Source organism: Pseudomonas sp. PD9R, assembly GCF_019200975.1.
In the GTDB taxonomy this organism is placed as follows: Bacteria; Pseudomonadota; Gammaproteobacteria; order Pseudomonadales; family Pseudomonadaceae; genus Aquipseudomonas.
Genome location: NZ_JAHTMR010000008.1, coordinates 210,753 through 232,182 on the forward strand (window position 1 = coordinate 210,753; position 21,430 = coordinate 232,182).

Annotated in this window: 24 protein-coding genes and 2 pseudogenes; 12 read left to right on the forward strand and 14 right to left on the reverse strand. The window is 60.0% G+C overall.

Annotated elements, in window-relative coordinates:
* Nucleotides 1–4: 4 nt before the first annotated feature.
* The 4 genes and pseudogenes from KUF73_RS17570 to KUF73_RS31800 all read right to left on the reverse strand — a co-directional run.
* Nucleotides 5–772, reverse strand: a complete 768-nt coding sequence (locus KUF73_RS17570; RefSeq protein ID WP_218439322.1) for a uroporphyrinogen-III synthase — start codon at nt 770–772, stop codon at nt 5–7.
* Nucleotides 769–1,710 (reverse strand): hydroxymethylbilane synthase, encoded by a 942-nt coding sequence (gene hemC / locus KUF73_RS17575; protein WP_218439323.1) that lies wholly within the window; start codon nt 1,708–1,710, stop codon nt 769–771. Before hemC ends, KUF73_RS17570 begins: the two co-directional genes overlap by 4 nt.
* 138 nt (nt 1,711–1,848) lie before the next feature.
* The gene (locus KUF73_RS17580) at nt 1,849–2,595 is read right to left on the reverse strand and encodes a LytTR family DNA-binding domain-containing protein (RefSeq protein WP_218439324.1); all 747 of its coding nucleotides are present in this window, start codon (nt 2,593–2,595) and stop codon (nt 1,849–1,851) included.
* Nucleotides 2,592–2,708: pseudogene (locus tag KUF73_RS31800) on the reverse strand (sensor histidine kinase); the annotation flags it as partial. The gene KUF73_RS17580 and the pseudogene KUF73_RS31800, both read right to left, overlap by 4 nt.
* Before the next feature lie 340 nt (nt 2,709–3,048).
* On the opposite strand from KUF73_RS31800, the gene argH reads away from it, so the two are divergent.
* Nucleotides 3,049–4,443: an argininosuccinate lyase gene (gene argH / locus KUF73_RS17585; RefSeq protein ID WP_218439325.1), complete on the forward strand. Its 1,395-nt coding sequence runs from the start codon at nt 3,049–3,051 to the stop codon at nt 4,441–4,443.
* Nucleotides 4,444–4,493: 50 nt separating this feature from the next.
* Here the strand turns inward: argH and KUF73_RS17590 are convergent, their stop codons facing one another.
* Together KUF73_RS17590 and KUF73_RS17595 are read right to left on the reverse strand one after the other, a co-directional pair.
* Nucleotides 4,494–5,168, reverse strand: a complete 675-nt coding sequence (locus KUF73_RS17590) for a glutathione S-transferase family protein (RefSeq protein ID WP_218439326.1) — start codon at nt 5,166–5,168, stop codon at nt 4,494–4,496.
* Nucleotides 5,169–5,351: 183 nt separating this feature from the next.
* Nucleotides 5,352–6,011 carry a glutathione S-transferase family protein gene (locus KUF73_RS17595; RefSeq protein ID WP_218439327.1) on the reverse strand — a complete coding sequence of 220 codons (660 nt, stop codon included), beginning with the start codon at nt 6,009–6,011 and terminating at the stop codon, nt 5,352–5,354.
* A 125-nt stretch (nt 6,012–6,136) separates the two neighbouring features.
* Between KUF73_RS17595 and KUF73_RS17600 the strand changes: the two genes are divergently transcribed.
* Complete coding sequence (locus KUF73_RS17600; protein ID WP_218439328.1) at nt 6,137–6,433, forward strand: hypothetical protein; 297 nt, start codon at nt 6,137–6,139, stop codon at nt 6,431–6,433.
* Between the two features lie 15 nt (nt 6,434–6,448).
* Here the strand turns inward: KUF73_RS17600 and KUF73_RS31425 are convergent.
* Nucleotides 6,449–6,526, reverse strand: a pseudogene (locus tag KUF73_RS31425) (outer membrane lipoprotein carrier protein LolA); the annotation flags it as partial.
* Nucleotides 6,527–6,645: 119 nt separating this feature from the next.
* Between KUF73_RS31425 and KUF73_RS17605 the strand changes: the two are divergent.
* Nucleotides 6,646–6,891, forward strand: coding sequence for a TIGR02647 family protein (locus KUF73_RS17605; RefSeq protein ID WP_092276346.1), 246 nt, complete (start codon nt 6,646–6,648; stop codon nt 6,889–6,891).
* Nucleotides 6,892–7,085: 194 nt separating this feature from the next.
* Nucleotides 7,086–9,929 carry a class I adenylate cyclase gene (locus KUF73_RS17610; protein WP_218439329.1) on the forward strand — a complete coding sequence of 948 codons (2,844 nt, stop codon included), beginning with the start codon at nt 7,086–7,088 and terminating at the stop codon, nt 9,927–9,929.
* Between the two features lie 6 nt (nt 9,930–9,935).
* Here KUF73_RS17610 and rnk read toward each other — a convergent pair whose 3' ends face one another.
* The 3 genes from rnk to cyaY all read right to left on the reverse strand — a co-directional run bounded on the left by rnk (nt 9,936) and on the right by cyaY (nt 11,157).
* Entirely contained in the window at nt 9,936–10,346 is a 411-nt protein-coding gene (gene rnk / locus KUF73_RS17615) for a nucleoside diphosphate kinase regulator (protein WP_218439330.1), read from the reverse strand.
* Nucleotides 10,347–10,592: 246 nt separating this feature from the next.
* Complete coding sequence (locus KUF73_RS17620; protein WP_218439331.1) at nt 10,593–10,820, reverse strand: DUF1289 domain-containing protein; 228 nt, start codon at nt 10,818–10,820, stop codon at nt 10,593–10,595.
* A 4-nt stretch (nt 10,821–10,824) separates the two neighbouring features.
* Complete coding sequence (gene cyaY / locus KUF73_RS17625; protein WP_218439332.1) at nt 10,825–11,157, reverse strand: iron donor protein CyaY; 333 nt, start codon at nt 11,155–11,157, stop codon at nt 10,825–10,827.
* A gap of 246 nt (nt 11,158–11,403) precedes the next feature.
* On the opposite strand from cyaY, the gene KUF73_RS17630 reads away from it, so the two are divergent.
* From KUF73_RS17630 to KUF73_RS17655, 6 genes are read left to right on the forward strand one after another with little or no spacing between them, the layout of a single operon-like run.
* Nucleotides 11,404–11,580 carry a lipoprotein gene (locus KUF73_RS17630; RefSeq protein WP_218439333.1) on the forward strand — a complete coding sequence of 59 codons (177 nt, stop codon included), beginning with the start codon at nt 11,404–11,406 and terminating at the stop codon, nt 11,578–11,580.
* Nucleotides 11,581–11,589: 9 nt separating this feature from the next.
* On the forward strand, nt 11,590–12,837 hold the full coding sequence (gene lysA / locus KUF73_RS17635) for a diaminopimelate decarboxylase (protein WP_218439334.1): 1,248 nt from the start codon (nt 11,590–11,592) through the stop codon (nt 12,835–12,837).
* A 4-nt stretch (nt 12,838–12,841) separates the two neighbouring features.
* Entirely contained in the window at nt 12,842–13,672 is an 831-nt protein-coding gene (gene dapF / locus KUF73_RS17640) for a diaminopimelate epimerase (protein WP_218439335.1), read from the forward strand.
* A 13-nt stretch (nt 13,673–13,685) separates the two neighbouring features.
* The gene (locus tag KUF73_RS17645) at nt 13,686–14,411 is read left to right on the forward strand and encodes a DUF484 family protein (RefSeq protein ID WP_218439336.1); all 726 of its coding nucleotides are present in this window, start codon (nt 13,686–13,688) and stop codon (nt 14,409–14,411) included.
* A 2-nt stretch (nt 14,412–14,413) separates the two neighbouring features.
* The gene (gene xerC / locus KUF73_RS17650) at nt 14,414–15,313 is read left to right on the forward strand and encodes a tyrosine recombinase XerC (protein ID WP_218439337.1); all 900 of its coding nucleotides are present in this window, start codon (nt 14,414–14,416) and stop codon (nt 15,311–15,313) included.
* Nucleotides 15,310–16,014: an HAD family hydrolase gene (locus KUF73_RS17655; protein ID WP_218439338.1), complete on the forward strand. Its 705-nt coding sequence runs from the start codon at nt 15,310–15,312 to the stop codon at nt 16,012–16,014. Before xerC ends, KUF73_RS17655 begins: the two co-directional genes overlap by 4 nt.
* Before the next feature lie 99 nt (nt 16,015–16,113).
* On the opposite strand, the gene sutA is transcribed toward KUF73_RS17655, so the two are convergent.
* The 4 genes from sutA to glnK form a co-directional block, all read right to left on the reverse strand.
* Nucleotides 16,114–16,437 (reverse strand): transcriptional regulator SutA, encoded by a 324-nt coding sequence (gene sutA, locus KUF73_RS17660; protein ID WP_218439339.1) that lies wholly within the window; start codon nt 16,435–16,437, stop codon nt 16,114–16,116.
* 101 nt (nt 16,438–16,538) lie between these two features.
* Nucleotides 16,539–16,964, reverse strand: coding sequence for a secondary thiamine-phosphate synthase enzyme YjbQ (locus KUF73_RS17665; protein ID WP_218439340.1), 426 nt, complete (start codon nt 16,962–16,964; stop codon nt 16,539–16,541).
* A 215-nt stretch (nt 16,965–17,179) separates the two neighbouring features.
* The gene (locus KUF73_RS17670; protein ID WP_218439341.1) at nt 17,180–18,517 is read right to left on the reverse strand and encodes an ammonium transporter; all 1,338 of its coding nucleotides are present in this window, start codon (nt 18,515–18,517) and stop codon (nt 17,180–17,182) included.
* Nucleotides 18,518–18,552: 35 nt separating this feature from the next.
* On the reverse strand, nt 18,553–18,891 hold the full coding sequence (gene glnK / locus KUF73_RS17675; RefSeq protein ID WP_002555808.1) for a P-II family nitrogen regulator: 339 nt from the start codon (nt 18,889–18,891) through the stop codon (nt 18,553–18,555).
* Nucleotides 18,892–19,310: 419 nt separating this feature from the next.
* On the opposite strand from glnK, the gene KUF73_RS17680 reads away from it, so the two are divergent.
* Together KUF73_RS17680 and KUF73_RS17685 are read left to right on the forward strand one after the other, a co-directional pair.
* Complete coding sequence (locus tag KUF73_RS17680; protein WP_218439342.1) at nt 19,311–19,571, forward strand: accessory factor UbiK family protein; 261 nt, start codon at nt 19,311–19,313, stop codon at nt 19,569–19,571.
* A 355-nt stretch (nt 19,572–19,926) separates the two neighbouring features.
* Nucleotides 19,927–21,420 carry a YifB family Mg chelatase-like AAA ATPase gene (locus KUF73_RS17685; protein ID WP_218439343.1) on the forward strand — a complete coding sequence of 498 codons (1,494 nt, stop codon included), beginning with the start codon at nt 19,927–19,929 and terminating at the stop codon, nt 21,418–21,420.
* Nucleotides 21,421–21,430: the final 10 nt, after the last annotated feature.

A 21,430-nucleotide genomic window follows, 5' to 3' on the forward strand; every position in this document is an offset into this window, starting at 1 on the left:
TGCATTAGAGAACGGGCTCGGGATGCTCCCGTAACGCCGTCAGCAAAGCCGCGGCACTGGCGCCACGACAATCCACAACTGTTTGAGCCCCGGCGGCACGTGCCAGCTCGGCGACTCTGGGGCTTGGTACAAATAACGGCAACCGCGCCAATCGCGGCCAGGCATCGCCGGCCAATTGGTGCAGGTGCTCAAAACCTTGTCCACTGCTGACCACCAGCCCGTTCAGGCGTTCCGCTTCAATCCGCCCTGGCAGCGCGGCCGGTGGATAGTGCGGCAGGTCGCGGCGGTACAACTCCAGATACTCGACCCTAGCACCTAGCGCGCGCAAGCGCTCAGCCAGCAACTCGCGACCGCCCTCCCCGCGCAGGATCAGTACGCGTGGATCTGGCCGGGCGATGGCCTCGCGCAACGCTGCGAGTTCAAGCAGCGCCTCGCTGTCATCGCCCTCTGCCGGGAAACTCACATCGAGGCCGTGACCTTCAAGGATCTGCGCCGTCGCCGCACCCACGCTGAACCACTTGGTCGATGGTGATTGCGGCCAGAACCCGTCAAGCAGATCGATGCCGATCCGCGCGGCCGGCTTGCTGACCACGATCACCGCGCAGTAGCGAGCCACATTCCGGATCACTTCGCGCATTGTGTCAGAGACGGGAATCGGCACTATGTCCAAAAGCGGCAAGCTGCTGCTGAAAATCCCCTGCCCGGCCAAAACGCCGCTCAGCGCCGCCGACTCATCCGCCGGACGCGTCAGCAGCAGGCGCCAGCCCGTCACTCGTGACCTGCCTCGCCATAGACCGCTTTGAGAATTTCATTGGCGCCCTGGCTCAAAAGGTCTTCGGCCACTTGCACACCGAGCGTTTCGGCATCGCCGCGCGGTGCGCGAGCCTGCGCGCTGAGCAGCAAGCCGCCGCTTGGATCACCCACCAGGCCACGCAACCAGATCTGCTCGCCTTCCAGCACGGCATAGCAGGCGATCGGCACCTGGCAGCCGCCATTGAGGTGTTTGTTGAGGGCGCGTTCGGCGGTCACGCGAGTCGCCGTGTCCTGGTGATGCAGCGGCGCCAGCAGTGCGTGAATCTCACTGTCGGCCGTGCGGCACTCGATTCCCACGGCGCCTTGGCCACCGGCTGGCAGGCTGTCGTCGACACTGATGGCCGAAGTGATTCGGTCTTCGAAACCCAAACGAATCAGACCGGCAGCGGCGAGGATGATAGCGTCGTATTCGCCGGCATCAAGCTTGGCCAATCGGGTGTTGACGTTGCCACGCAGGAAGCGGATTTCCAGGTCCGGACGACGGGTCAGCAGTTGGGCCTGGCGGCGCAGGCTCGACGTACCGACGATGCTGCCTTGCGGCAATTCATCGAGGCTGGTGTAGGTATTGGAGACGAACGCGTCACGTGGGTCTTCACGCTCACAGATGCAGAACAGGCCGAGCCCCTCGGGGAAGTCCATCGGCACATCTTTCATGGAGTGCACGGCGATGTCGGCTTCGTTTTCCAGCAGCGCGGTTTCCAGTTCCTTGACGAACAGGCCCTTGCCGCCGATTTTCGATAGCGGTGAGTCGAGCAGCTTGTCGCCACGACTGACCATCGGGACCAACGTCACAAGCAGACCCGGATGAGCCTCCTGCAGACGGGCTTTGACGTATTCGGCCTGCCACAGGGCGAGAGCACTTTTGCGGGTGGCGATGCGGATTTCGCGAGAGGACATGGATCAATCCGTACTGAATAGATACGGCGGATAATAACAGCTCAGCCAAATCCACTTTGACTTGTATCGGATACTGCTCGGCCTCCCTGGCCCCGGATCCCCGGCAATTGGGTGTGCAAATCGCCTGTGATCAGCGAATTAAAGCTGTTGCATCATTTTCCGAACGCCGGCGACGTGGCGTCGACTGACGATCAGCGCATCACCGTTAAGGCCTTTGAGGAACAGCTGGAAATGCCCAAGTGGCGTTCGTTGCAGCCGTTCGATGCGCTCGCGAGCAACCAGTGCATTGCGGTGGATGCGCACGAAGCGATCACCGAATTCGTCTTCAAGGGCCTTGAGCGGTTCGTCCAGTAACACTTCACCGCTTTCGTGGCGCAAGGTCACGTATTTGTGATCGGCAATGAAGTAGACCACCTGGTCCAGCGGGATCAGTTCGATTCCTTTTCGCGTCCGGGCGCTGATATGGCTGCGTGGGCCACTGCCACTTTCGGCAGCCGGGCGGGTCAAGGCCGAGAGCTGAATACGGTTGGGCCGCTCGGCTTTCTTTAATGCGTCATGTAAATGTTCAGTTCGCACAGGTTTCACCAGATAGCCTACGGCGCTAGCCTGTAGGGCTTCCACGGCAAATTCATCGGGCCCTGTGCAAAACACCACGGCGGGCGGGGTTTCGCGTTCGCACAATCGCGCGGCCACTTGCAGGCCGTCGAGGCCTGGCATGCGGATATCGAGCAACACGATATCCGGCTTGTGGCTGTCGATCAGTGCCAACGCCTCTTCGCCGTTCGTGGCGCTGGGCTCCAGGACACTGTATCCCTCGAGTTCGCCAACCATTCGGCTCAGGCGCTCGCGGGCTAGGGGGTCGTCATCAACGATCAGGACATTCATATTGCGCTGGATTCCTGCGTGAGTCTCGCACAAGGATAGCGTAGACAGGTGAAGTGACGTCTGTCACCGCGATCCACGCTAAGACTAGCGCGAGCGTCAAAAAGTGCCGCGCGACCGACGGCTAAATTTTCATCCGCCGGGCGATTGGCGGCCCAGGCTCGCATTGGCGACACAGCGCCACAGGGTTTGCTGATACGCAATATGAACACCCCCTCTTCTTATAGTCAGCTGGCGCAGCCAGAAGTGCGCTAATCCTACTGTCCAACTGTAGACGGTTGCCGGGACGATATTGCTCATTTGAAAAATATCGTTGCGCAAATCACCCAAGACTTGCTCTGGTCATGGGTCTGCGGTGAAAAACCAGTCGACCAGTGTCAGCGACAGGATTGGCAACCCTGTTATTATCCGCAGCACTTTCAACGCCATTTTTCTTCAGCCGATACGAGCGAATTCATGAGCACTGACAAGACCAATCAGTCCTGGGGCGGCCGCTTCAGTGAACCCGTCGACGCCTTCGTCGCCCGCTTCACCGCCTCCGTCACCTTCGACCAGCGCCTGTATCGCCACGACATCATGGGCTCGATCGCCCACGCCACCATGCTGGCCAAGGTCGGCGTGCTGACCGATGCCGAGCGCGACAGCATCATCGATGGCCTGAAGACCATCCAGGGTGAAATCGAGGCGGGTCAGTTTGACTGGCGTGTCGACCTCGAAGACGTGCACATGAACATCGAAGCGCGCCTGACCGACCGTATCGGCGTAACCGGTAAAAAGCTGCACACCGGCCGCAGCCGTAACGACCAGGTCGCGACCGATATTCGCCTGTGGCTGCGTGACGAAATCGACCTGATCCTGGGCGAAATCACCCGCCTGCAAAAAGGCTTGCTGGAACAGGCCGAGCGCGAAGCGGGCAGCATCATGCCGGGCTTCACTCACCTGCAAACCGCGCAACCGGTGACCTTCGGGCACCACATGCTGGCCTGGTTCGAAATGCTCAGCCGTGACTACGAGCGTCTCGTCGACTGCCGCAAGCGCACCAACCGCATGCCACTGGGCAGCGCCGCGCTGGCCGGCACCACCTACCCGATCGACCGCGAATACACCGCGCAACTGCTGGGCTTCGACGCCGTGGGCGGTAACTCGCTGGACAACGTGTCTGATCGCGACTTCGCCATCGAGTTCTGCTCGGCCGCCAGCATCGCGATGATGCACCTGTCGCGCTTCTCCGAAGAGCTGGTGCTGTGGACCAGCGCACAGTTCCAGTTTATCGATCTGCCGGACCGTTTCTGCACCGGCAGCTCGATCATGCCGCAAAAGAAAAACCCGGACGTTCCGGAATTGGTGCGTGGCAAAAGCGGCCGTGTGTTCGGCGCGCTGATGGGCCTGCTGACCCTGATGAAAGGCCAGCCTCTGGCCTACAACAAGGACAACCAGGAAGACAAGGAACCGCTGTTCGATGCCGCGGATACCCTGCGCGATTCTCTGCGGGCATTTGCCGACATGATCCCGGCGATCAAACCCAAGCACGCCATCATGCGTGAAGCGGCCCTGCGCGGTTTCTCCACCGCTACCGACCTGGCGGACTATCTGGTACGCCGTGGCTTGCCGTTCCGCGACTGCCACGAAATCGTTGGCCATGCCGTGAAGTACGGCGTGGAAAGTGGCAAAGACCTGGCGGAAATGAGCCTGGAACAACTGCGCAAGTTCAGTGACCAGATCGATCAGGACGTATTCGCTGTGCTGACTCTGGAAGGTTCGGTCAATGCCCGTAACCACATCGGCGGCACTGCGCCGGCCCAGGTCACCGCCGCGGTGGCTCGCGGTCAGGCTTTGCTCGCCAGCCGTTAATCGACGGCAACACCAAAGCCCGATGGCAATTACCATCGGGCTCTCCTCTCTCAGTTATTCGAATTACCCACCGCTCGCACCCGTGCCAGAAAAGCAGGTGCCTCGGCCCGCCTGTCAGCGGCGATTTTTTGCACGTTGGGATTGTCTGCCAGGCGCTCCAATAGTGCCTTCGCGCCCGGAATTTCGGACAGGAAATCGATATCGAACAAGCGTTTTCCGACGTCCACAGCCAGGTCGACACTGTAGAAAAAGTACAAGTCGGCTAGCGTGAACTGCTCCCCCGCCACGTATGGCGCAAACCGCGCTCGATGCTTCAGGGCCGCAAACCCTTTGATCAAATCCCGCTCGGCCTTGGCCTTCAACGCTTCAGGTGTCGGCCTGCCGCCGAAAAACACCTCGACGTAACAGACTCGCGCCGGCAGCTCGATGTACAACTCGATTTCCTTGGCCAGCGCCCGAACACTTGCCCGTGCAAACGGGTCTGCCGGGAGCAACGCAATACCTGCCTGGGTCTCTTCGATGTAATCGAGGATCGCATCGGTTTCGCTTAAAAAGCCCTGCGCGGTCTCCAGGACCGGCACTTTTCCCCGGGGGCTGACAGCGAGAATGTCCGGGTTCTGGCACCCGTGAAAGGGCACAGTTTCAAACGGCACGCCTTTTTCCAGGAGTGCCAGTTTGACCATATTGAAGTAGTTACTGGCTGCAAAACCGTAGAGTTTGAGCATCACCGGGTCTCCTTGACCGCGAAGGTTCGATGCCCAAGGTAAACGCAGACCAAAATCCCGAAAGCGCTCGGTTATTGCCGGATGCGACGAAAGATCCTCTAGCCGCTGTCCGACAAGGGCATGGGCCATGTAGGACAAAAGATTACGAGTCTCCTGCTGACAGGCCATGGTCGAAGTTCCGATTTATTTCTTGGCCGCAACCATCGCCATAAAAGCAGGCATTGCCGCTTCCTTGTCCTTCGCGATCCGCTGCACATTCGGGTTCTGTTCCAGACGCTCCAGCAGCGCCTTGGCCGCCGGCATCTCAGCCAGCAGATCGATGCCGAACAGTTTGTAGGCCACGCCACAGGCCAGCGGCACGCTGTAGAGGAAATACAAGTCCGCCACGCTCAAGCTGTCACCTGCCACGTATGGGCTGAATTTGCCGTGCCGGCCAAGGGACGCAATACCCAAGAGCAATTCAGCCTTGGTCTTTTCCTTGATTGCATCCGGCAATGTCATACCGAAAAACGCTTCGCCATAACAAGCGCGGCCTGGCAGTTCGATGTACAGCTCGATTTCCTTTGCGATAGCCAGTACCTGCGCCCGCTCGAACGGATCGCTCGGCAACAGAGGCTTGCCTTGCTGGCTTTGCTCGATGTACTCGAGTATCACGCTGGTTTCATTGATAAAGCCCTGCTCTACGTGCAGCACCGGCACCTTGCCGCGCGGGCTTATGGCCAGCGCCTCGGGGGTGGTTCCGGCATAAAACGGCACTTCTTCGAATGGCAGGCCTTTTTCCAGCAGCGCCAGTTTGACCATGTTGTAGTAGTTACTGACGGAGAATCCATAAAGCTTGATCATCACAAAGCCTCCAGGCCGTGCGGGGTGGGCAGTGCCTGTTTATAGATCGCCGGAGGCATTCTTGCCAGCAGCATCACGCGGCTGAATGCAGGTAAACTGGCTGCCTTTCCTTGAGGAGCCTGCCCATGAGCGCGCCAACCCCCGACACCAACCAAGACGACATCGACGAAGAAGAGTTCGCCGAGAACACGCTGATCGAAGCCATCGAAAACCAGATCGAGAGCGAAAATCCGCCGGCGGCCAAAGCGACCTTCAATAAGCTGACGCTAGTGGGTTACGAGAAGGACGAAATCCTCAACCTGATGGCCCACGTTTTGGCGGTAGAAATCGACGCGATCCTCGAAGAAGACCGCGCGTTCAACACAGAATGGTACGAAGCGGCACTGCGCGCATTACCAGAGTTGCCCCCGGAGAAGAAATAAGCTCGCCCCTCCCCCTGTAGGAGCGAGCTTGCTCGCGAAAAAACCAAGGGCACCACGGGGTGTCAGGCCTCCAGCGTCATCGTTGGCGACCATCGCGAGCGAGCTCGTTCCTACAGAGAGAAAAAAACCCTGCTGCCGGCACTGGACATGCCGCACGAGTGGGATCACCTTAGGGGCGCTGTCGTCTAATTCCTAGAAAGTCTGGAGTCCTTATGTCGCTTACCCCTGAGCTGGTTGCCGAACTGGAAGTCCTCGCACTCTTCAACCTGGACAGTTCCCAGGAAGGTTTGAAAATTCATCAGACCGCTGCCCCGAAACACATTGCCGCCGCCAAACGTCTGCACGAAAAAGAACTGATCGACCAACCCGATGGCGGTTACCTAACCAGCCTGGGTCGTGACGCCGCGCAAAACGTACAAACCGTGCTGACCATTTTGAGCGTCGAAGAAACAGCCTGAATTCCACTGTATTGCCCACGGAAACCCCCACCACGGGATTTCCGCGGGCACACTCGGCTATCTACTGTCGCCACACGGTAAAAATCTGACGCCAGAAACATAAAATCAGCTTAAAAGTCCCGGGGCCGAGGCGCTACACTGCCCTCATCCCGAGAGCCTCCACGTCCGAGCCCTGCGAGCCGGTTTGAGCTGACATGACCCGCACCCATGAAATCCGCCCCGATCTGGACGAGGGAATCGACCGCAAGGTTCTGAGCCAGTTGCGCGCACGTTTTCTCAAGCTCAACGAGGGCCGCATGGCACGCGCCATGGAAGGGTTATCGACCCGCCAGCAGGCTGTGCTGAACCTTCTTCCGCTGTTCTTTCATGTCAATCATCCACTGTTACCAGGTTACGTTTCGGGCAGCACGCCGGCCGGGCTGTCGAATTTCGAGCCGGATGCCAACGCCCTCGCCGAAGCCCAACGGCTGACCCGCTCGTTTTCCTACAAGCCCCGCCACGGCAGCAATCCGCCGCGTCCGATTCATGGCCTGTTTTTGATGGGCAGCCTTGGCACCCTGGCCCAGGCCGATCAGAGCGATATGGACGTGTGGGTTTGCCACAGCCCGGACCTGAGCGAAAGCGAGCTCACCGAACTGCGCAAAAAATGCCAACTGCTGGAAGCCTGGGCAGCCACCCAGGGTGCCGAGGCGCACTTTTTCCTGATCGACCCGGTCCGTTTCATCCGGGGAGAGCGCGACACCCAACTGAGCTCGGAAGACTGCGGCACCACTCAGCACTATCTGCTGCTGGACGAGTTTTATCGCACGGCCATCTGGCTCGCCGGGCGCACCCCGATCTGGTGGCTAGTGCCGGTGTATGAAGAATCGAGCTACGACCGCTATACCCACACGTTGATTTCCAAGCGTTTCATCCGCGCCGATGAAAGCCTTGATCTTGGGCACATGGCTTATATACCGCCCGGCGAATTCATCGGCGCCGGGCTCTGGCAGTTGTTCAAAGGCATCGAGTCACCGTACAAGTCGGTGCTCAAACTGTTGCTGACCGAGGTGTATGCCAGCGAACACCCGAGGGTCCAGTGCCTGAGCCTGCGTTTCAAGCAGGCGGTCTTCGCCAATCGGCTCGATCTCGATGAACTGGACCCGTACGTCGTGGTTTACCGTCGCATCGAGGAATACCTCATCGCCCGCAACGAGCCGGAACGACTGGAGCTGGTGCGTCGCGCGCTGTACCTGAAGGTCAATCGCAAGCTCACGGGCAGCAGCGGACGAACCCAGAGCTGGCAACGCACGCTGCTCGAACGCCTGGCCCACGAATGGCAATGGGACACACGGCAACTGGCGCTGCTCGATAGCCGTACCCAGTGGAAAGTCCGCCAGGTCAGCTCGGAGCGTCGGGCCTTGGTCAACGAGCTGAATTACAGCTATCGCTTCCTGACCCAATTTGCCCGTAACGACCAAACCGCCAGCCTGATCAACAAACGCGACCTCAGTGTGCTGGGTCGACGCCTGTACGCCGCCTTCGAACGCAAGGCGGACAAGGTCGAATTCATCAATCCGGGCATTGCACCGGATCTGGCCGAAGACACCCTGACGCTGGTGCACGCACCGCATAAAAAGGAAGAACAGAGCCAGTGGGGGCTGTATAACGGCAACCTGACCGCCCTTGAGTGGGAGCACTTCGCGCCGATCAAGCGCAGCCGCCAATTACTCGAACTGCTCACGTGGTGCCATCGCAACGGCGTGATCGACAGCAGCACCCGTCTGGCCCTGCACCCCGGCAGCAGCGACCTGAGCGAATTCGAACTGTTCAACCTGCTCGGCAGTCTGCAACAGAGCATTGCCCTGCCCTTGGCGACCGTCGCCGAAGAGCCGTTGCTGCGGGCCAGCGCACCCAGCGAGGTGCTGATTCTGGTGAACGTCGGTGTCGACCCACTCAAGCACCACCGCGACTTGAACATCCTGATGACCACCGAGCGCACCGATTCCCTGAGCTATGCAGGCGTCCGGGAAAATCTGGTGTTGACCCTCGATCAGGTTACGCTCAACAGCTGGAACGAAGTGCTGGTCAATCGCTTCGACGGCCCTCACGCCTTGCTCGACTGCGTGCGTGAATACCTCAACAATTTGCCGAAGGGGCCACAGCAGCCGAGGTTGCGGGTACGTTGCTTCTGCCACAACCGCGCGCAGTTCATTGCCCAGCGTGTCGAAGAGATCATCGACACCGCGCAAAACCTTTTGTTGAGCAACCTCAATTACCGTTATCTGTTTCAGGTCCAGCAGCATTACCACGTGCTGGAATTGATTCCCGGGCAGGTCAGCCATGTCGCACTGGCTTCGTTGCCGGCGCTACTCGATTACCTGGGCGAAGAACTGGCGAGCTACAGCCCGCTGCACCTGGACCCTCGGGCACTGGAAGACCAGGATCTGGCGCTACTTCTGCCCATGGGCCAGCCAGACTGCATTCAGGTGTTCTACCGGATTAACGAAGAACAGGCCGAACTGTACGTACTCGATGAATTCAATGCCTTGTGGCAGCAGCGTTTGCCCTGGCATGACGAGCAGAGTCTGCTGGTGCCGCTGCAACGCTTCCTGCAGTCGATTCAGTACCGGCGCGACGCCTTGCTGCCGATGGATGCGGCTCACCCAATGAGCCTGGATACGCTGTACTCCCAACTGCTGCCATCGGGTCCGGGACGGGCGCGCCGCGTCGAAGCCCGGCCGGCACCGCAAACACCGGTCAACAAGCCGTTCTATGACGTGCAGGCAATCGTCGGCAAAGCCGCACCGGGCAAGGTGCAGGTCACGTTGTATTGCAATCAGCGGGAATTTTCAGAGTTGGAGCATGGCGACCGACTGTTCAGCGTGGTCGCTCGGGAGATCGTCGGGCAGCGCCGCGAGACCGAGCGTTACCGCTGTTACATCACCGACCTGGACCTGTCAGGCCTGCTCGGTGATGGGCAAAGCTCAAGCAATCTGTATCTGCGCTATAAGGCCGACCTGGAGCGCGCATTGAATGAGGCGCTCGATCAGGTCTGACGGGGGTCACTCAGGGAAGTCCCCACCATGCGCTGGCTGAGATTCGACTGCCAGTAAAGTCAGTTTCAGGGTCTTGCCACCGGGAGCCGGCCAATCGATGTGCTGGCCAACTTTCAGGCCCAGCAGTGCACTGCCGACCGGCGCCAGAATCGAGACCTTGCCTTCGTCAGCATTGGCATCCTTCGGATAAACCAACGTCAGGTGATAATCCTTGCCACTGCTTTCTTCACGGCAGTGCACTCGGGAATTCATGGTCACGACATCAGCGGGCACTTCATCGTGGCCGACCAGTGTATCGGCGCGGTCCAGTTCGGTTTGCAGCGCGATAACGCCCGGCAGCGTGTCATCCAGGCTGTCGATCAGACGCTCCAGACGCTGTACGTCCAGACGGGTAAGGGTGATGGAAGGTGCGGTCATGATCAGGGCAGACTCCTTTCTTCTGCACGAAAAAAGCAAAACCCCGCCGGAAAAAGGCGGGGTTTTCACGAGCCTCGATGGGTTGAGGCGTATCCGGACACTATCACAGCTCAAAAAATATACAAGTCGCCACCCGGCAGTCTCCGCTACTCATGTAGGAGCTGCCGCAGGCTGCGATCTTTTGATCCTGATTTCCTGCGTGACTGCAATTGCTGAAGATCCAAAGATCGCAGCCTGCGGCAGCTCCTACAGGGGATTGGCGGTGGCTTTGCGTTGCGAGGCCTGGGCGCAAATAACGCGGCGGCGATCATCGTCCGCAGCGCGCCACTCACGAATATCTTCGACATGGCGGAAGCAGCCCAGGCAGACTTTTTGCTCGTCCAGCCGACACACACCGCTGCAGGGCGACGGCACGGCCGGGCTGACATTGCTGTAGAGCGGCTTGGGCGGACGGACCGGCGCTGATTGTGTCACGGTGTTACAGGCCTTCGAAATCGAGTTCAACACCGGCCTGCTGCGTGACAATGCGCTCCAGCATCTCGCCCAGCTGCTCTTCGCTTTTGTCGCACATCCAGCGCTCGCTTTCTTCATCGTAATCGAAGTGGAAGCCACCGGAGACTGCCGCCAGCCACAACTGCCGCAACGGTTCCTGACGGCTGAAGATCAACTGGCTGCCGTTTTCGAACTTCACGGTCAGCACACCAGCGGAGCTTTCCAGATCGATATCCAGGTCGCTCTCGTCAAAAATATCCTCCAGTGTCTGCTGGGTGGCATCGACCAGATCGTGGAAACGGGCTTCGGTCAAACTCATTGCGGGAACCTCAAAAAGTGTCTACTCACGCTCAAGCGCCGCAAGATACGGGCGAGCCCCGGTGATTGCAAAGGATAACGACCAACCGCTCCATAGTTACATCAAACACTGTATCTATGGAGCGGGCTTGCAGTTGACAGGCCTGCATCAAGCCAAGGCCCGCCGGACGGGAGCCCCGTCGCATAGGCAAGCTGCCGGGTGGCCGGTATACTCCGGCGCAATTAATGCATTTTCAAGGATTTCGCCATGAAGCGCCTGATCTCTTCCCTTGCGGCCATCGTCGCGATTGCCTGCCTTGTGTCGGCCTGCGGCCAAAAAGGCCCGCTGTACCTGCCTGATGAAGACCAGGATCCTGCAGCGCAGGCCCAGTCCTCGCAGAAGCAGCCTGCCTCCAAGGCACACAAGCACGACGTCTACCAATAAGGGAACCTCATGGACGCTTTTAACTACCGTGACGGTGAACTGTTCGCGGAAGGTGTTGCCCTGTCTGCTATCGCCGATCGCTTTGGCACACCGACTTACGTTTACTCCCGGGCCCACATCGAAGCCCAATACCTGGCTTACGCCGATGCACTGGCGGGCATGCCGCACCTGGTCTGCTTCGCGGTCAAGGCCAACTCGAACCTGGGTGTACTGAATGTCCTGGCCCGTCTGGGTGCCGGTTTCGACATCGTCTCCCGTGGCGAGCTGGAACGCGTGCTGGCCGCTGGCGGCAGCGCCGACAAGATCGTGTTCTCCGGTGTCGGCAAGACTCGTGACGACATGCGTCGCGCCCTGGAAGTCGGCGTGCATTGCTTCAACGTCGAATCCACCGATGAGCTTGAGCGCCTGCAAGTAGTGGCTGCCGAGCTGGGTGTTCGTGCGCCAATTTCGCTGCGCGTGAACCCGGACGTCGATGCCGGTACTCACCCGTACATTTCCACCGGTCTCAAAGAAAACAAGTTCGGCATCGCCATCGCCGACGCCGAAGACGTGTACATCCGCGCTGCGCAACTGCCTAACCTGGAAGTGGTTGGTGTCGATTGCCACATCGGTTCGCAACTGACCACCCTGCCACCGTTCATTGATGCCCTCGACCGCCTGCTGGGCCTGGTCGACCGCCTCGGTGATTGCGGCATCTACCTGCGCCACATCGATCTCGGTGGCGGACTGGGCGTACGTTATCGCGACGAAGAGCCGCCATTGGCAGCCGACTACATCAAGGCTGTGCGCGAGCGTCTCGACGGTCGTGACCTGGCGCTGGTGTTCGAACCGGGCCGCTTCATCGTCGCCAACGCCGGCGTGCTGCTGACCCAGGTCGAATACCTCAAGCACACCGAACACAAAGACTTCGCCATCGTCGACGCGGCCATGAATGACCTGATCCGCCCGGCGCTTTACCAGGCCTGGATGGATGTCACTGCCGTGCGCCCGCGTAACACCGCGGCCCGCGCCTACGACGTCGTCGGGCCGATCTGCGAGACCGGCGACTTCCTCGCCAAGGATCGTCAGCTGGCCCTGGAAGAAGGCGACCTGCTGGCCGTGCATTCGGCCGGTGCGTATGGGTTTGTCATGAGTTCCAACTACAACACCCGCGGCCGTGCCGCTGAAGTGTTGGTGGACGGTGATCAGGCATTTGAAGTGCGTCGCCGTGAGACGGTAGCCGAGTTGTTTGCTGGCGAAAGCCTGCTGCCGGAGTAAGGCCATGCTGCTGCGTTTTACCAAGATGCACGGCCTGGGCAATGACTTCATGGTCCTCGACCTGGTCAGCCAGCACGCGCATATTCTGCCCAAGCACGCCAAGCTTTGGGGCGATCGGCATACCGGCATCGGTTTCGATCAGTTGCTGATTGTCGAAGCGCCGAGTAATCCGGACGTGGATTTCCGCTATCGGATTTTCAACTCCGACGGCTCCGAAGTGGAACAGTGCGGCAACGGTGCCCGCTGTTTCGCCCGCTTCGTGCTCGACAAGCGCCTGACCGCCAAGCGGCTGATCCGCGTCGAAACCAAAAGCGGCATCATCGAACTGGATGTGCGCAGCGACGGGCAGATCGGCGTGAACATGGGCGCCCCACGCCAGGTGCCGGCGGATATCCCGTTTCAGGCGACTGAGCAGGCGTTGAGCTATCAGGTCGACGTCGACGGCACATCGGTCGAACTGGCCGCCGTGTCCATGGGCAACCCCCATGCGGTGCTGCGGGTCAGCGATATCAACAATGCACCGGTGCATGAACTGGGACCGAAAATCGAACACCACCCGCGCTTCCCGGCGCGGGTCAATGTCGGTTTCATCCAGGTCATCGACCGCAATCGCGCGCAGTTGCGTGTCTGGGAACGCGGAGCCGGGGAAACCCAGGCCTGCGGCACCGGCGCCTGTGCCGCCGCAGTGGCCGCGATCAGCCAGGGGTGGATGGATTCGCCGCTATTGATCGACCTGCCTGGCGGGCGCCTGTCCATTGAATGGGCAGGCCCCGGCCAACCCGTCTTGATGACTGGCCCGGCAGTACGCGTATATGAAGGACAAGTGCGTCTTTGAGTGAGCCAAAGCCATGACCGATAAGCCACAGGTACCTGCCCGACAGTCCGACGAATCCCCGTCCGAGAGCCTGGAGGCGGCGGCGATTGCCGCGTACCTGGAGGCTCATCCGGATTTCTTCGTCGAGCACGAAGAACTGCTGCCAGCCTTGCGCATTCCCCACCGACGCGGCGATACCGTGTCCCTGGTGGAGCGGCAGATGACCATCCTGCGCGACCGCAATATCGAGTTGCGGCACCGTCTCTCGCACTTGATGGACGTGGCCCGCGACAACGATCGCCTGTTCGACAAGACCCGCCGCCTGATCCTCGCGCTGATGGATGCCACCAGCCTTGAGGACGTGGTGATCTGCGTCGAAGACAGCCTGCGCCAGGACTTCCAGGTGCCCTTTGTCAGCCTCATCCTGCTCGGCGACAACGCCATGCCGGTGGGCCGCTGGGTGACCCACGCCGAGGCACAAGTGGCCATTGGCGGTTTGTTGCAAGAAGACAAAAGCGTCAGCGGCAGCCTGCGCGAGCACGAGCTGGACTTTTTGTTCGGCGAAGAACAGCGTAAACAGATCGGTTCCACAGCCGTTGTCGCCATCAGTCATCAAGGCATTCACGGCATCCTGGCCATCGCCAGCCGTGATCCGCAGCACTACAAAAGCTCGGTGGGCACGCTGTTCCTCAGCTACATCGCAGAAGTCATGGGCCGCGTGCTGCCACGGGTCAACAGCTCCCTGCGCTCGGTACGCTGAACATGGAACGGCAACTGGACGCTTACTGCGAACACCTGCGCAGTGAGCGCCAAGTGTCGCCGCATACACTCTCGGCCTACCGTCGTGACCTCGACAAGGTGCTGAGCTGGTGCGTCAAACAGAACATCGGCAGCTGGGCCGCACTGGATATCCAGCGCCTGCGCAGTCTGATCGCCCGTTTGCATGCACAGGGCCAATCCTCTCGCAGCCTGGCGCGATTGCTGTCGGCGGTGCGCGGGCTCTATCACTATCTGAATCGCGAAGGCCTGTGTGACCACGACCCCGCCAACGGCCTGGCGCCGCCCAAGGGCGAACGTCGTCTGCCGAAAACCCTCGACACCGACCGCGCGTTGCAATTGCTTGAAGGCGGCGTGGAGGATGATTTCCTTGCACGCCGGGATCAGGCGATTCTCGAACTGTTTTACTCCTCCGGGTTGCGCCTGTCGGAGCTGACCGGGCTCAATCTCGATCAGCTTGATTTAGCGGACGGCATGGTTCAGGTGCTCGGCAAGGGCAGCAAAACCCGCCTGCTGCCGGTGGGGCAAAAGGCTCGCGAAGCACTGGAGCTATGGCTCCCATTGCGCGCCCTGGCCAATCCGGCGGACGACGCAGTATTTGTCAGCCAGCAAGGTCGACGTCTCGGCCCTCGGGCAATTCAGGTACGAGTGAAGGCCGCCGGCGAGCGCGAACTCGGGCAAAACCTGCACCCGCACATGTTGCGACATTCCTTCGCCAGCCACATGCTGGAATCCTCCCAGGACTTGCGGGCAGTGCAGGAGTTGCTCGGCCACTCGGACATCAAGACCACGCAGATCTACACGCACCTGGACTTCCAGCACCTGGCCACGGTCTACGACAGCGCCCATCCACGGGCCAAACGCATGAAAGGCGATGATTCATGACTCTCCAATTGATCACCTTCGACCTCGACGACACCCTGTGGGATACCGCCCCGGTGATCATCAGCGCCGAAGCCGTATTGCGTGAATGGCTGACTGAACATGCGCCCAATCTTGGAGCGGTGCCGGTAGAGCATTTGTGGGCGATTCGCGAACGCATCCTCAGCATCGAGCCGAACCTCAAGCACCGCATCAGCGCCCTGCGTCGGCGCGTGTTGTTCCAGGCGCTGGAAGAGGCCGGTTACGCCCACGCAGAAGCATCGGACCTGGCCGACCAGAGTTTCGAAGTGTTTCTGCATGCCCGACACCAGCTGGAAATCTTCCCGGAGGTACAACCGACCCTGGAAGTGCTGGCCAACCATTACACCCTCGGCGTGGTCACCAACGGCAATGCCGACGTGCGGCGACTGGGCCTCGCGGACTACTTCAAGTTTGCGCTGTGTGCAGAAGACATCGGCATCGCCAAACCGGATGCGCGGCTATTCCATGAAGCATTGCAGCGTGGCGGCGCCACCGCGGACACAGCCGTGCACATTGGCGATCACCCCGGCGACGACATTGCCGGTGCCCAGCAAGCGGGGCTGCGCGCGATCTGGTTCAACCCGGCGGGCAAGGTCTGGGAAGCCGAGCGATCGCCGGATGCCGAGATTCGCAGTTTGACCGAGTTGCCGGCGTTGTTGGCACGGTGGAACTCGGTTTCGTAGCGACTTGCCCGCGAAGAACGATAACGCGGTCTTCCTGCTGCATCGTCCATGAAAAAGCCCGCAGCGACGGCGGGCTTTTTCAGCAAGCAGGAAACAGGCTTAGATAGGCCGGCTGCCGTACTTGTTATCAGGCTTCTTTGGCGGATCGGCGACCACATTGGCCTCCACTTCCTGCACTTTGCCGCCCTTGGCCAAAAACTCTTCCATGGCCCGCGCGAGAGCATCGCGCTCCTTGTTCTTGGCTTCGACACTCGGCAGCTCATCGACCGACACCGCTGCCTTGGCTTTGCCTTTGGCGGCCGGAGCGGGCGTATCACCGCCATCGTCTTCAGCGACGTCTTCCGCCGCTGCTTCCAGACCTTCTTCGGTTTCGTCGTCGTCGCCTACTTCGAGGTCGTCGTTTTCCAGATCATCGTCGCTCATGTTCTACCTCATGACTTGCGAAAAGCAGATTAGTTATAGCCCAGCTTTGCCCCCTGTCGAAGGCTGCCGGAAAAAAATCAACAGCCGCTGGTGATCAGCGGTTATGCCCCATCACCGTGCACGGTGGCGAGGACTTTACGGGCACCGCCGTGATCACGGTGCTCGCCCAGATAAACGCCTTGCCAGGTTCCTAACGCCAGTCGGCCCGCCGAGATCGGCAGACTGAGCTGACAGCCAAGCACGCTGGCCTTGAAGTGCGCCGGGAGGTCGTCCAGGCCTTCGTCGTTATGCTCATAGCCGTCTGCTCCTTGTGGGATCAGACGATTGAAAAATCGTTCGAAGTCGCGACGTACCGCCGGATCGGCGTTCTCGTTGATGCTCAACGACGCCGAGGTATGCTGCAGCCACAAATGCAACAGACCGACCCGGCACGCCTTGAGTTCAGGCAGGCCGGCGAGTAACTCGTCCGTTACCAGATGAAAGCCCCGGGGCCTCGCCCGCAGAGTAATCAGAGTCTGTTGCCACATACAGTTCTCCGCACGTTCGGGGCGCATTCTAGCGCGCTCTGGGAAAAAACAAAGGCCCTAATATTCGTTCCATCGCGTAAGCCATTCGCCGTAGAAAAACGCCCGCCATAAACGCACCGAAAGCTGTAAGAAAAAACCTTTCAGCTGCACCTTCAATGCTAAATCTCAGACAAAAAAATGCCCGGCAAGCCGGGCAAATTTTTTCATGCGCGTGCTTACAAGTTGTAGCCGCGTTCGTTGTGAAGCGCCAAATCGATGCCGACTGCTTCTTCTTCTTCGGTGATACGCAGACCCATGACGGCGTCCAGGACCTTGAGAATGATGTAGGTAACGATCGCGGTGTAGATCACCGTGAAGCCCACGCCTTTGCACTGAATCCATACTTGTGCGGCGATGTCGGTCACGGTGCCGAAGCCACCCAGGGACGGTGCAGCGAACACACCGGTCAGGATCGCGCCGAGGATACCGCCGATGCCGTGCACGCCGAAGGCGTCGAGGGAATCGTCATAGCCGAGTTTGCGTTTCAGGGTGGTAGCGCAGAAGAAGCACACCACACCTGCTGCCAGGCCGATCACCAGAGCGCCCATCGGGCCTACGGTGCCAGCAGCCGGCGTGATTGCCACCAGACCGGCGACCACACCCGAAGCAATGCCCAGCGCGCTTGGTTTGCCGTGGGTGATCCACTCAGCAAACATCCAGCCCAGTGCAGCAGCGGCGGTTGCAATCTGGGTTACCAGCATCGCCATACCGGCTGTGCCGTTGGCTGCCGCAGCGGAACCGGCGTTGAAACCGAACCAGCCGACCCACAGCATCGCAGCGCCCATCAGGGTGTAACCGAGGTTGTGCGGCGCCATCGGCGTGGTCGGGAAGCCTTTGCGCTTGCCCAGTACCAGGCAGGCAATCAGGCCGGCCACACCCGCGTTGATGTGCACCACGGTGCCGCCGGCGAAATCCAGCACGCCCCAGTCCCACAGCAGGCCGCCGTTACCGGACCAGACCATGTGCGCGATCGGTGCATAAACCAGGGTGAACCAGACGCCCATGAAGATCAGCATCGCGGAGAACTTCATCCGCTCGGCGAAGGCACCGACGATCAGCGCCGGAGTAATGATGGCGAAGGTCATCTGGAAGGTGACGAACACCGCCTCAGGGAACAGCGCCGCAGGACCGGTCAGGCTGGCTGGCGTGATGCCGGCGAGGAATGCCTTGCCCATGCCGCCAAAGAACGAGTTGAAGTTGATGACGCCCTGTTCCATGCCGGTGGTGTCGAACGCGATGCTGTAGCCATAAATGACCCACAGGATGCTGATCAGACCGGTAATGGCGAAGCACTGCATCATCACGGAAAGAATGTTTTTCGACCGAACCATGCCGCCGTAGAACAGCGCGAGGCCGGGAATGGTCATGAACAGCACGAGGGCTGTCGAGGTCAACATCCAGGCGGTGTCGCCGGAGTTGAGGACTGGGGCCGCCACTTCGTCTGCCGCCATAGCCAGGCTGGGCATTACGAGGGACAACAGGGCTCCTAGCCCTGCGAATTTACGCAGAGTCATATTGTTTTCTCCTGGGGCGTTGGGTTTGTGGCGGCTTAGATTGCGTCGGTATCGGTTTCGCCGGTACGGATGCGAATCGCCTGTTCCAGATTGACCACGAAGATCTTGCCGTCACCGATCTTGCCGGTGTTGGCGGCCTTGGTTATCGCCTCGATAACCCGATCAAGATCCTTGTCGTCAATGGCGACATCAATCTTCACCTTTGGCAGGAAATCGACCACGTACTCCGCGCCGCGATACAGCTCGGTGTGACCCTTCTGCCGACCGAAGCCTTTGACTTCAGTAACGGTAATGCCCTGCACGCCGATCTCGGACAACGACTCGCGTACGTCGTCCAACTTGAACGGCTTGATGATGGCAGTGACTAGCTTCATGAAAACTCTCTCCCGAATTGGTGGACTTGCCCCAGGAAAACAAACCCGTCTCAAGTCTAAGCGCAGTGCCTGGCTTTGTAACGCATCGTCGGCCTTACCTGCCCGTCCGACGCCAGCTACCCGCTCCTCACGAAACACTCCCCGCGTTCCGCTTGGCGCACTGCATTCGTCACAGCGACTGCATCAGTGCATGGGTCACAAGGGACTAAGCAGAAAGCTTGCCATCTCTACAAAATTCACTGTTTTCAAGCCTTTGCCAGCAGATGCCAGCCACTTCGCGACAACACTCGACGGGTTACGCACAACAACGGTGCGATGCCGTCCATCCCCATGCGCGAAAAGCGTGCATCCCCGGCCGGCGAAATTGACTATAGACACTGCGTGATACACTGCCCGCCATTGTTTCCAGGACATTCCCCATGCTCGCGCCCAAAGACTTCCTCGACGCCCTGACCGGCACCGCCTCCCGGCTCTTCAGCGGCGACACGCCGCTGCCGAAAGCCGAAATCGAAAGCCAGTTCAAAATGCTGCTGCAAAGCGGCTTCAGCAAACTGGACCTGGTAAGCCGGGAAGAATTCGATAGTCAGATGGTCGTGTTGGCGCGCACCCGGGCACGGTTGGAGGCACTTGAAACGAAAGTGGCGGAGCTGGAAGCGAAGCTGAATCCACCAACCGAATAAACATCCCCTGTAGCTGCCGAAGGCTGCGATCTTTTGATCTTCCGCCCCGCCACTATCTCGGTAACGCTCCGTTTAGCCGGTCGCATTCCTGCTAGCCAACATCGTTTTTTTAAAGTAGCAGCCGCATATGTCAAGGAGCTCGAACCTGATGGCTTGCTTGCAGGTGCACGCGTCTGACTAGCCCCCCCGAAGAGCCGCCTGAATGGCGGTTTTTTTACTCCCACCGATACGCTGGTGCGTAACCGTAATATCCCGAGAAAGTTTACCCCCGGGCCCCCCCTAGCAACTCCCTCTCTCCCGTCTACCCTTCAAAAACCCGCAGGAAGCGGTTCTCGTATCAGCTCAAGGAACGACCATGTCCCTCTCCATCGTCCACAGCCGCGCCCAGGTCGGCGTGGAGGCGCCTGCCGTTACCGTTGAAGTCCATCTGGCCAACGGCCTGCCGTCCCTGACCATGGTCGGCCTGCCTGAAGCGGCGGTGAAGGAAAGTAAGGACCGGGTACGCAGTGCGATCATCAATTCGGGGCTGCAATTCCCGGCGCGGCGCATCACGTTGAATCTGGCCCCTGCGGATTTGCCCAAGGATGGCGGACGCTTCGATCTGGCTATTGCCCTGGGGATTCTTTCGGCCAGTGTGCAAGTGCCGACACTGACCCTGGATGATGTGGAATGCCTTGGCGAGTTGGCGCTTTCGGGGGCGGTACGGGCGGTTCGTGGCGTGTTGCCGGCGGCGTTGGCGGCGCGCAAGGCCGGGCGCTGCTTGATGGTGCCGCGGGCGAATGCCGAAGAAGCGTGCCTGGCTTCGGGACTGAAAGTGATCGCGGTGGATCACCTGCTTGAGGCGGTCGCGCATTTCAATGGGCATACACCCATCGCGCCTTTCGTTTCCAATGGTTTGCTCCACGCCAGCAAACCTTATCCCGACTTGAATGAGGTGCAGGGACAACTCGCGGCCAAGCGTGCGCTGTTGATTGCTGCCGCCGGCGCTCACAACTTGCTGTTCAGCGGACCGCCGGGGACGGGAAAAACGTTATTGGCCAGCCGCCTGCCGGGCCTGCTGCCGCCGCTGGCTGAATGTGAAGCGCTGGAGGTGGCGGCGATTCAATCGGTCACCAGTTGCGTGCCGCTGAGCCATTGGCCGCAGCGGCCGTTTCGTCAGCCACATCACTCGGCATCCGGCCCTGCGCTGGTCGGTGGCAGTTCGAAACCCCAGCCCGGCGAAATCACCCTCGCTCACCACGGCGTTCTGTTTCTGGACGAACTCCCCGAATTCGATCGCAAAGTATTGGAGGTACTGCGCGAGCCACTGGAATCCGGATATATCGTGATCTCACGGGCGAAGGATCGGGTGCGATTTCCGGCACGCTTTCAATTGGTCGCGGCCATGAACCCCTGCCCTTGTGGCTACCTTGGCGAACCGAGCGGCCGTTGTTCCTGCACGCCGGACATGGTGCAACGCTACCGCAACAAACTGTCAGGCCCGCTGCTGGATCGAATCGACCTGCATTTGACCGTCGCACGGGAAGCCACGGCGCTGAATCCAGTGCCAAAACCGGGAGAGGACACAGCAACGGCGGCGTTGCAGGTTGCCGAGGCCCGCGAGCGACAACACAAGCGTCAGGGCTGCGCGAACGCATTTCTCGACTTGCCCGGCCTGCGTGATCACTGTGCGTTATCCACTGCCGATGAGCATTGGCTGGAATCCGCCTGCGAGCGTCTGACCCTGTCGCTGCGCTCGGCACATCGACTGCTAAAGGTTGCGCGTACGTTGGCCGATCTAGAGCAGGTGAGCGGGATTAACCGAGCGCATCTGGCCGAGGCACTGCAGTATCGGCCAAGCACTCAATAAAGCGCTTTCA

What these genes read in the sequence shown, in the direction of transcription:
- glnK (WP_002555808.1), bottom strand. Translation starts at nt 18,891, where the DNA reads ATGAAGCTAGTCACTGCCATCATCAAGCCGTTCAAGTTGGACGACGTA.
- cyaY (WP_218439332.1), bottom strand. Translation starts at nt 11,157, where the DNA reads ATGAGTTTGACCGAAGCCCGTTTCCACGATCTGGTCGATGCCACCCAG.
- KUF73_RS17680 (WP_218439342.1), top strand. Translation starts at nt 19,311, where the DNA reads ATGCTCGCGCCCAAAGACTTCCTCGACGCCCTGACCGGCACCGCCTCC.
- KUF73_RS17685 (WP_218439343.1), top strand. Translation starts at nt 19,927, where the DNA reads ATGTCCCTCTCCATCGTCCACAGCCGCGCCCAGGTCGGCGTGGAGGCG.
- argH (WP_218439325.1), top strand. Translation starts at nt 3,049, where the DNA reads ATGAGCACTGACAAGACCAATCAGTCCTGGGGCGGCCGCTTCAGTGAA.
- KUF73_RS17600 (WP_218439328.1), top strand. Translation starts at nt 6,137, where the DNA reads ATGAGCGCGCCAACCCCCGACACCAACCAAGACGACATCGACGAAGAA.
- KUF73_RS17655 (WP_218439338.1), top strand. Translation starts at nt 15,310, where the DNA reads ATGACTCTCCAATTGATCACCTTCGACCTCGACGACACCCTGTGGGAT.
- KUF73_RS17605 (WP_092276346.1), top strand. Translation starts at nt 6,646, where the DNA reads ATGTCGCTTACCCCTGAGCTGGTTGCCGAACTGGAAGTCCTCGCACTC.
- KUF73_RS17580 (WP_218439324.1), bottom strand. Translation starts at nt 2,595, where the DNA reads ATGAATGTCCTGATCGTTGATGACGACCCCCTAGCCCGCGAGCGCCTG.
- KUF73_RS17610 (WP_218439329.1), top strand. Translation starts at nt 7,086, where the DNA reads ATGACCCGCACCCATGAAATCCGCCCCGATCTGGACGAGGGAATCGAC.
- dapF (WP_218439335.1), top strand. Translation starts at nt 12,842, where the DNA reads ATGCTGCTGCGTTTTACCAAGATGCACGGCCTGGGCAATGACTTCATG.
- sutA (WP_218439339.1), bottom strand. Translation starts at nt 16,437, where the DNA reads ATGAGCGACGATGATCTGGAAAACGACGACCTCGAAGTAGGCGACGAC.
- rnk (WP_218439330.1), bottom strand. Translation starts at nt 10,346, where the DNA reads ATGACCGCACCTTCCATCACCCTTACCCGTCTGGACGTACAGCGTCTG.
- KUF73_RS17665 (WP_218439340.1), bottom strand. Translation starts at nt 16,964, where the DNA reads ATGTGGCAACAGACTCTGATTACTCTGCGGGCGAGGCCCCGGGGCTTT.
- hemC (WP_218439323.1), bottom strand. Translation starts at nt 1,710, where the DNA reads ATGTCCTCTCGCGAAATCCGCATCGCCACCCGCAAAAGTGCTCTCGCC.
- xerC (WP_218439337.1), top strand. Translation starts at nt 14,414, where the DNA reads ATGGAACGGCAACTGGACGCTTACTGCGAACACCTGCGCAGTGAGCGC.
- KUF73_RS17670 (WP_218439341.1), bottom strand. Translation starts at nt 18,517, where the DNA reads ATGACTCTGCGTAAATTCGCAGGGCTAGGAGCCCTGTTGTCCCTCGTA.
- lysA (WP_218439334.1), top strand. Translation starts at nt 11,590, where the DNA reads ATGGACGCTTTTAACTACCGTGACGGTGAACTGTTCGCGGAAGGTGTT.
- KUF73_RS17630 (WP_218439333.1), top strand. Translation starts at nt 11,404, where the DNA reads ATGAAGCGCCTGATCTCTTCCCTTGCGGCCATCGTCGCGATTGCCTGC.
- KUF73_RS17595 (WP_218439327.1), bottom strand. Translation starts at nt 6,011, where the DNA reads ATGATCAAGCTTTATGGATTCTCCGTCAGTAACTACTACAACATGGTC.
- KUF73_RS17590 (WP_218439326.1), bottom strand. Translation starts at nt 5,168, where the DNA reads ATGCTCAAACTCTACGGTTTTGCAGCCAGTAACTACTTCAATATGGTC.
- KUF73_RS17645 (WP_218439336.1), top strand. Translation starts at nt 13,686, where the DNA reads ATGACCGATAAGCCACAGGTACCTGCCCGACAGTCCGACGAATCCCCG.